Genomic DNA, 8,659 nt, shown 5'->3' with positions numbered 1-8,659 from the left:
CGCTTGCCGCACAGCTTGGCATTTATATAGGTTTTGTTCATTACCGTTTTTTGGGAGCAACCCTTGTCGGGCTTGCTTTTGTGCTGCCATCTTTTGTGATGGTTGTCTTGCTGGGTATGGCCTATAAGCTTTATAGCGGGCTATCATGGATGCAGGCCGTGTTTTATGGGGTAAGTGCTTCGGTAATTGGCATTATCGCCATCAGCGCATATAAACTGACCATCAAATCGGTAAGCGGCCTTAGTATTAGCGCCATCAAATCCAAATGGCTGCTCTGGCTGTTTTACCTGCTGGGTGTAGTGGCCACTGTGATTACCCAGAAGGAAGACATCCTGCTTTTTGCAGGATGCGGGATCTTTTATATGCTGGTCAAAGCACCGCCAAAATGGATCAGAAAACCTGCTGCCTTGCCTGCAATAATAATGACTGGAACTGGTTTCTGGCAATATGAGGGAAAGACTTTGCAGGAACTCGGCTGGTTCTTTTTGAAAGCAGGCGCACTGGTCTTTGGCAGTGGTCTTGCCATCGTGCCTTTTCTGCATAGTGGGGCAGTCGACCAGTACCACTGGCTGAATGAACAGGAGTTTGTAGATGCGGTAGCGGTGGCCATGATCACGCCCGGCCCCGTTGTAATTACGGTCGCTTTTATCGGTTATCTGGTAGCAGGCTTTCCCGGTGCGTGCGTGGCGGCATTCGCCACTTTCCTTCCCTGTTATTTGTTTACGGTGGCTTTAGCCCCTTCCTTTAAAAGGATCGCAAAGAATGCCAGTATCAGGGAGTTTGTGAATGGAATTACTGCTGTAGTAGTCGGCGCTCTGGTCGGCGCGGTGATCATTATTGCCAGCCGGGCCATTGTCGATATCCCCACAGCTATCATCGCCTTGGGAGCCGGTCTAGTGCTGATCTATAGCAAGAGAATCAAAGAGCCGCACATTATACTGCTGGCCGCCATAATTGGTATATTGATCAAGGGATTCTGACTGATGGGCTGGTTCATATCCGCCATCAAAAGATGTTATTTACACCAGCTCGTAATTATTTTCATTTTCTTCTACACCCTAAGCCTTTCTGATCTGTATTACTATTAAACAGGGATATGAACCTTGCAGCAAATGGATAGTATCAGGATAAAATATTACTACAAAGATATCAGAGAGGTGAGGCAACACTGCAGGAGCAACTGCTGCTGGAGAACTGGTATGCCAGGGAATCTATGCGCCAGATGCAAAATCCTGAAATGGAAGATTATGTGCGCATTAAAGATGAAATGTGGACAAATTTGGATCAGCAGCTGCCGGTTCAAAAAACCACAAGACTATGGCCGGGGTTCCGGATAATCCGGACGGGCCTGGTTGCGGCGGCAGCGGTAGCAAGAATTGTGTTTGGGGGTTTGGGTTTTTAATGCCCCTCGTCAGTCCCGACTTGACGTCGGGAATCCCGCACTCGCTGTGAACGACATTGCCCCTGGTAAGAATGGTGCGACGATAACTTTGGCTAATGGTAAGGTGATACAATTGAGTGATGCGAAGAATGGGGTGGTGATAGGAGGGGTGTTAAAATACTCGGATGGGAGTCACGTTCGGTACTCCTCCGGGTCTCGCTCCTCAGGTTCGCTGAAGGGCTCACAGAGTAGCACAGGCCCCGTCGGAGTACACTCTCTTACTCCCGCCGAGTTGCAGAGGGTGCAGATGGAAGAGCGCAACAATTGACAGCTAGCACTGCAAAAGGGCAGACCTACCAATTTACTTTGCCCGATGGAACGAAGGTGTGGTTGAACGCTGACTCGAAACTTGAGTTTCCATCCAATTTTGTGAATAGTAAAACAAGATTTGTGAAACTATCCGGTGAGGGGTATTTCGAAGTATCGAAGGATAAAGCGCATCCGTTTATAGTGCAAACGGATAAACAAGAAGTAGAGGTGCTGGGTACGCATTTTAATGTAAACAGCTATGGTGATGAAAGTAGTGTGAGGACTACTTTGCTGGAGGGAAGTGTGAGAATTAATGACGCCACTATCCTCAAACCCGGTCAACAGTCGGTGTTAATCGACAACAACCGGATAGCGGTGAAACATTTCAGGGAAGAAAAGAGCCCTGATTTTTACAGCAATTCACTGGCCCATATTACCCGTACGCTCAATAACATCACGCATCAGGAGCGTGCTAAAACGGTCTTTATGATAATCCAGGACCGGATACTTACAGAGGCCCAATCGGTAAAGCGAAATTACATTTTACTGCAAATTCTTAGTTTTTCTTTGTGGAGATTCCTGGTTCAGAATTTGAGTTTACAAAAGATAGCCACAATAAAGTAAATGGGTTTACTCAAAAAAAAGGAAACGAGATCTTTACTATTACTAAAATAGAATAGGATACAACAACATAAACTGGCAACCACGTGCAAATTTTCACTACTCGTATTCTTTAATGTAGCTGTAACTAGGGAGACCACACATTAAAATAAGAAATCTTGTATATTCGCAGAAAGAAATAAACGCTCATGTCTGGATTGTATAAAACTTCGCTTCTACTTCTATTAGTTACTATCGCATTTGTCGGTTGCAAAAAAAAAGACCCTGAACTCGAAAAGGTTTCCGGGCTGAGACTTAAGACCTATACCATTCCACCGAAGTTGACCAGTACTTACTCCTACAATTCCCAGGGAAAGGTTTCCAGTGTGGTCATGAAATCGCAAGATGGCGTGCTGTTGCAGGAAGATCTGTATACCTATGCTAACGGAGAACTTAGCGAAATCAATACAAAACTGACCGATAGAAACGACGGGGTTTATAAACTTGCCATTAACAAAAAGTTTAATCGAATCTCTGCAACTCAGCTGGAAGTAATTGAAAAGCACTTGATTACATTTACAAATGGACTGCAGCCATTTGATGTGATTCTAACGTTTGATCCCCAGACAAAACTGCTGACTAAAATTACTGCTCCAAGGGTTGGGAGTAGTTCCGAGAACCGCGTTTGGGAACGTGTAATCACGTCCCGCGAGCGGGGGAACATCGCCCGAACCCGCACTTACATGTATGAGAATGGTGTATTAACGACGACATTGGAGTCGGTATTTCAATATGATGACAAGCCAAATCCCTTTTACCAATTGGGTGACCCTACCAGGGACTTAGATTATTTCAGCCCAAATAATTGCATTTCATCGCGCCTGTCTCAGCCTAATTCAGCTGATCAAATCACGCAGCGTAATTATACTTACAATGACCAGGGTTATCCGGTTAATAAAAGTATTCCGAACGGGTCTGACTACCCTTATACTTATGAAGCTTATTGATGTTTAATCTGTACTTGTAGTTTAGTAAGCAGGATAACTACATTTAACGCTTCCCATATCTAACAGATGCTACCTGTCCATCAGATCTATCCAGGTATTGACCATTTTTTCAATCAGTTCTTTGTTTGCTGTTACTTGGTCCATGGAATAAAACTTTGCGTAAACCTTTCCTTTGGTGGCTTGTTCAAGAAAGTCAGATTTGATATTGAGCAGGTCTCCTTTGTGAAAGATAAGGGCAACATAGTTTTTGATCCTGGGGTTGAAGGTTGCCATGTTGCACAACATGATAAACGGGTGACTTTTTGACGGAGAGCCCCAATCCAAAGGATAGGCCCTGATTTTGAAACCCTTAAAATAATTACCTAAGGGGGTAGCTGTTTTTGTAACTTGCGATCATGAAACTGCACAATAAAGTAACACTGGTAATATCTTTCGTGTTTTGTATATCGCTCTTCAGTTTTTCATGTAGCTCCCAGGACAAGCACGACGGTAGTGTCCCAATAGAAATAGTTGAGGAACTTGGCATAACCAGAACAGATCTCATCAAGTGGGCTAAAAAGGTAAATCCTGAACTTGAATTTTCTGAAGCAGGACGTATTGATGGCCTGCCCCATTATGAAGCAAGGGATAAATATAAAACCATTGTGCAGCTAGTAGGTGAAGAGCACATGATTAGGCAGGCGAAGTGGACATACACTTTTACCACCGATCCTGAACTGAACAAGAAGCTTGTAATGAACATTGCTTATTTCGCATACATTTTTGAACCTAAAAAGATGCCAGATTGGATCAAAAAAGAAATGGAGTTGGTAGGTAAAGACCTAACACAGGAGTTTGTAGGTGAGAAGCAAAGAATTGGTTTCAATAAAATGGCCCAGTTGGTTTATAGTCCCAAGCAAAAAGTAATGAGTGTTATTTTTACAACGAGATAGTTCTAAATGAAAGACGGCATTTTCATATAAATTTTATGGCAAACTTTAAATCATCAATTACGGGACACCTGGATATAATAGTGAACAGGAATGAGGACGAATTAGATGGTGAAAATGAATGCTGGAAAGGTTAAGCGAAATCTATATCAATTTCCCGAAGACTTCATGTTTCAACTTACCAAAGCCGAGTGGCTTGAGGTTATCACAAATTGTGATAACCTACCTAAAGGTAGAGACGTTATGATATCCGGTTAATAATAATTAACCGGATAATATTATGGTTGCTAGTTAAAGGTTAGTTAATTTAGCTCATAACATTTTCAAACTGTTTGAAAGCAAACGAATCCGCTCGGAATGGAGCGAAACTGATCAGAAATGGTATTTTCAGTAATTGATGTAATTGAAGTTTTGACGGAGAGCAGCAATCCTCAAGTTTATTGTAAAATAGCAAACTTATGATGTGGGGAGTTTGATATTATAATTTGGCTATATTTAAAAAACATCTACATAATAGATATTACCTCTGCACTATGCCAGTTAAAAAACATCTTATAATTGGGTTAATATTGTTGTTAAGTGCTTTTTGCACCCATGCCCAAAATACTATAACAGGACTCGCTGATCCGTTAACTTTCAATGACGGAACCAGAGTGATGACGGTAAAACAATGGCATCAAAGACGCCGGGAATTGCTGCAGTTTTTTACTACAGAAATGTACGGGAAGATGCCGGTAAGGCCAAAAAACATGACCTTTAAAGTTTTTGAAAGCAGCAATAATGCTTTAGGTGGATTGGCGACCCGTAAGCAGGTAACCGTTTATTTTACCGGTAAGGCCGATGGTCCCCGGATGGATATCCTGATCTATTTGCCCAACAAAGTTAAAAAACCGGGACTTATATTACAGCTTGGCTTTAACGGCAACCAAACCTTAAGCAATGATTCCGCTGTCAAACTGTCAACCAGTTGGGTGGCCAACAGTAAAACCGCGGTAAACAACAAAGCAACAGAAGACAGCCGCGGCAAGACCCCCAATAAAGATGTTGAAATGATCCTGAGGCGGGGTTATGGCTTTGCTACTATTTATTGCGGAGATATTGACCCTGATTTTGATGATGGATTTAAAAACGGAGTACATGCGCTTTACCCGGAATTGCAGGGGTCTGGCGATAACTTCAGCACCATTGGCGCCTGGGCCTGGGGGCTTCACCGTGCTCTGGATTATATAGAAACCGACAAGAATATCAACGCCAAAAAGGTAGCTGTATTTGGCTTCTCACGGCTTGGCAAGGCTGCACTTTGGGCAGGTGCGACAGATGAGCGCTTCGCGATGGTGTTGAGTAATGAATCGGGAGCTGGCGGGGTAAAGATCTTCCGGCGGGGTAAAGGTGAAGACATTAAACATCTGTGTAACAGCTTCCCGCATTGGTTTGATGCAAATTTCAGGAAATATATTGGCAAGGATACGATATTGTCTTTCGATCAGCATCTGGTTGTTTCAATGATTGCACCGCGACCTATTGCCATAGGCAGTGCCGAGGGTGACCAATATTCTGATCCCGAGGGTGAATTTTTAGGTGGGGTATATGCCACGCCGGTTTACGAACTACTCGGCTCTAATGGATTGCCGGTTACGCAAATGCCAGGATTAAATGAACCTGTAACAGGACAAATTCAATACCACATCAGGCCGGGCAATCATGCTGTATTGACGTATGACTGGGAACAGTACTTGAATTTTATGGATAAGTATTTTAGGTAACAGCGGCTGTACCTGGCTCATCTTGCTCAGCATTTTTGGATGAAGAACAGCGTTGCGCCTATGCTAATTTAATTAAAGTAGTTTTCAATTTCCCTGATCGCATTTCCAAGGCCGTTCTCGTTTCTTATTTGTTCGCCGATCATTGCAACCTTATTCCTTATTTCTTCTGTTTGAATTTTTGCCAACGCCGAAATCAACTTACCGGCAGTAAGTTTTTTTACTGGGATATGCGCCCCGAGATTTCTCCGTTTTACAATTTTCCCCCAGGTTGGCTGGTCGGTATAAAACGAAATGATAATTACCGGCAAATTGTTCCTTAACATGGCTGCCAGTGTACCTGCACCACCATGAAATATACCCACTTTACATTTTGGCAAAATGTCCCTGTGGTTTACATATTTGGCTACGAATAGGTTTTCATGTTGAGGTAAGCCTTCAAATATCCCCCATCCGGTACAAAATAAAATGCGTTCGTTGGTTTTAGTTAGGATCTCGTTTATGATGCTGACAAACTTTTTAGGATTGCCCACACCATTGCTGCCAAAGCCCATGTATACGGGTTTCTCGCTTTTTTGTATCCACTCATTTAATTTGACAGGTGTTTGGTTAACAGCATAGCTTGTTTCCTTTTCTTCCGGAACCGTTAAAAAGCCTGTTATTTTATGGTTATTACTCCAGTCTTTGGGCTGAGGGATAAGGCTTGGGCTTAAGCAATATAAATCCAGTGGTTTTTGCTTTTCAATATAAGCTAAAAGGTTTTCCTTTAAAATCGGTAATCCTAATTCTTGCCTGAACTCGTTGGTTTCCTTCTTTAAAAATTTCCAGAAAAACAGGTGCGCCAGTTTGTAGGTCAGCTTATTATACAGCGGGAAATTCAGGAAATCAAAATCGCCCAATGGAAATTCGGTGGTAGGAACTCCCGGGGGCATAAAATAAGTAAACGCAAGTTTCTTGTTTTGTTTTTCGGCAATCGTGCTTGTTATTGGTAATGTAGCAGCATTTGCTATAATAAAATCTACTTTGTTAATTCCATCTATATAGCTTTTACGCAGGGGCACTCTTATATCATGAAGTATTTTAAAAAAATGCTTTATCAGTTTAATGGTGTTTTCTGATTTTAATATGCTTTGGCCCAGGGGCGAATTCATCTCTGTTTCCGCATTCCCGTAAAGCGGATGAAAAGCAACGCCAAAGCCCTCAACCAATTCCTTGAAATTTTCGGGTGCCGCTAAGGTGATCTGGTGCCCCTTGTCCATAAGCCCCAATGCTAAGGCGATATACGGCTGTACGTCGCCCCGTGTTCCGTAAGTGAAAATTCCTATATTCAATGGTGATTTGTATAAAGAAAACCGCGTGTAATGCAAATCAAAAATAAGACTATTAAATAGAAAATGTTAGCTCATAACAATTATGAGGGGAAGCTTAAATAAAAAACGATACTTTTGAAAAGTGGACCGGTCGAAAAAGCTATTTTACATCAATAACGTTAAAGTGCTGTTGACTGTACTTGTGGTTCTCCATCACACATTCATTGCCTACAGTTTTCCTGATAGCTGGTATTATACACAAAAGACAACTCTTATTGGTGCGCTTGTTCCTATGACCATGTTTGTGAGTATAAACCAGTCTTTTTTTATGGGTTTTTTCTTTTTGCTTGCAGCATACTTTACGAGCCCATCTTATGATAGAAAGGGAGCAGGCCGGTTTATTGCCGACCGTTTGCTGAGGCTGGGCGTTCCTTTGCTTTTTTATTCTTTTGTGCTTTCGCCCTTTATGAGTTATCTGGTTTATTATTTTGCAGGAGGCCATCACATCACTTACCCTCAATATTTGTCCGGATATGATTCCTGGATAGAACCCGGGGTAATGTGGTTTGTTGCTGCTTTGCTGATTTTTACCCTGATCTACGTGATGGGGCGGAAATCGATCAGGATTGTATCTAAAAAACCGCTGCCCGCTCCGGGCCCCGCTGCCATTCTGCTTTTTGCTGTCTTGCTGGGTGTGATCAGTTTTTTGGCCAGGATATTTTTTCCGGTGGGATGGGTGCTTAAGCCATTGGGCTTTCAATTGGGGCATTTTCCGCAGTACATCGCATTGTTTATTGCCGGGCTGCTGGCCTACCGGAACCAATGGTTTGATGGTCTGTCCAGGCACACAGGAAAATTCCTCAAATGGTCTGCATGGTCGTGTTTGTTGTTCTTTCCGGTGTTTTTCATTATCCGGGTCAAATTGGATATGCCGGTTGCCTGGTATTCCGGCGGGTTGCACTGGCAGTCATTGCTGTACGCTGTGTGGGAACAATGGATAGGGCTGTCCATTCTTACTGCTTTGCTGAGTTGGGCAAAATGGTCCTGGAATTTCTCCTCGCCGCTGCTTGACGGGCTATCCCGCTGTGCTTTTGCAGTCTATATTTTTCACCCGCTGGCAATTGTCGCGCTAACGCTTAGTGTAAGAAACTGGTCGGTTGATCCAGCTGTGAAGCTGCTGCTGGTTGCTCCATTATCGGTATTGTGCAGCTTTGTGCTGGGTTGGGTTATTTTAAAAATTCCTGGAGTGAAAAGGATGATTTGAGGTATATTCGTGTGAAAGAATAGTAACATATACCGGATCATAAAAGCAGAAAGATTGATATGCAACGTTCATCAAAAGCAGAACAACTCCTGGGAAAGA

General features: G+C 42.9%; 9 protein-coding genes. 7 read left to right on the top strand and 2 right to left on the bottom strand.

All coding sequences use genetic code 11. The features are described 5' to 3' along the window. From chrA to VK541_RS20325, 4 genes are all read left to right on the top strand, one after another. Positions 1-980 (top strand): chromate efflux transporter (gene chrA, locus VK541_RS20340; protein WP_324372295.1); only part of this gene is annotated, 980 nt, incomplete at its 5' end. Positions 981-1,222: 242 nt separating this feature from the next. After that, positions 1,223-1,402 (top strand): hypothetical protein, encoded by a 180-nt coding sequence (locus VK541_RS20335; protein ID WP_324372294.1) that lies wholly within the window; start codon positions 1,223-1,225, stop codon positions 1,400-1,402. A gap of 303 nt (positions 1,403-1,705) precedes the next feature. Then, entirely contained in the window at positions 1,706-2,314 is a 609-nt protein-coding gene (locus tag VK541_RS20330; RefSeq protein ID WP_324372293.1) for a FecR family protein, read from the top strand. A 185-nt stretch (positions 2,315-2,499) separates the two neighbouring features. Next, positions 2,500-3,297 carry a hypothetical protein gene (locus VK541_RS20325; RefSeq protein ID WP_324372292.1) on the top strand — a complete coding sequence of 266 codons (798 nt, stop codon included), beginning with the start codon at positions 2,500-2,502 and terminating at the stop codon, positions 3,295-3,297. A 69-nt stretch (positions 3,298-3,366) separates the two neighbouring features. On the opposite strand, the gene VK541_RS20320 is transcribed toward VK541_RS20325, so the two are convergent. Then, entirely contained in the window at positions 3,367-3,621 is a 255-nt protein-coding gene (locus tag VK541_RS20320) for a DUF1801 domain-containing protein (RefSeq protein ID WP_414692633.1), read from the bottom strand. A 71-nt stretch (positions 3,622-3,692) separates the two neighbouring features. On the opposite strand from VK541_RS20320, the gene VK541_RS20315 reads away from it, so the two are divergent. Continuing rightward, entirely contained in the window at positions 3,693-4,229 is a 537-nt protein-coding gene (locus VK541_RS20315; RefSeq protein WP_324372289.1) for a hypothetical protein, read from the top strand. Positions 4,230-4,759: 530 nt separating this feature from the next. Beyond that, entirely contained in the window at positions 4,760-5,989 is a 1,230-nt protein-coding gene (locus VK541_RS20310; RefSeq protein WP_324372288.1) for an acetylxylan esterase, read from the top strand. A gap of 68 nt (positions 5,990-6,057) precedes the next feature. Here the strand turns inward: VK541_RS20310 and VK541_RS20305 are convergent, their stop codons facing one another. After that, positions 6,058-7,317, bottom strand: coding sequence for a glycosyltransferase (locus VK541_RS20305; protein ID WP_324372286.1), 1,260 nt, complete (start codon positions 7,315-7,317; stop codon positions 6,058-6,060). A 121-nt stretch (positions 7,318-7,438) separates the two neighbouring features. On the opposite strand from VK541_RS20305, the gene VK541_RS20300 reads away from it, so the two are divergent. Beyond that, complete coding sequence (locus VK541_RS20300; RefSeq protein ID WP_324372284.1) at positions 7,439-8,560, top strand: acyltransferase family protein; 1,122 nt, start codon at positions 7,439-7,441, stop codon at positions 8,558-8,560. Positions 8,561-8,659 lie beyond the last annotated feature (99 nt).

Source organism: Pedobacter sp. (genome assembly GCF_035317785.1).
In the GTDB taxonomy this organism is placed as follows: Bacteria; Bacteroidota; Bacteroidia; order Sphingobacteriales; family Sphingobacteriaceae; genus Pedobacter.
Note: the sequence above shows the minus strand (reverse complement) of the source record. Positions and strands in the feature narration are given on the sequence as shown.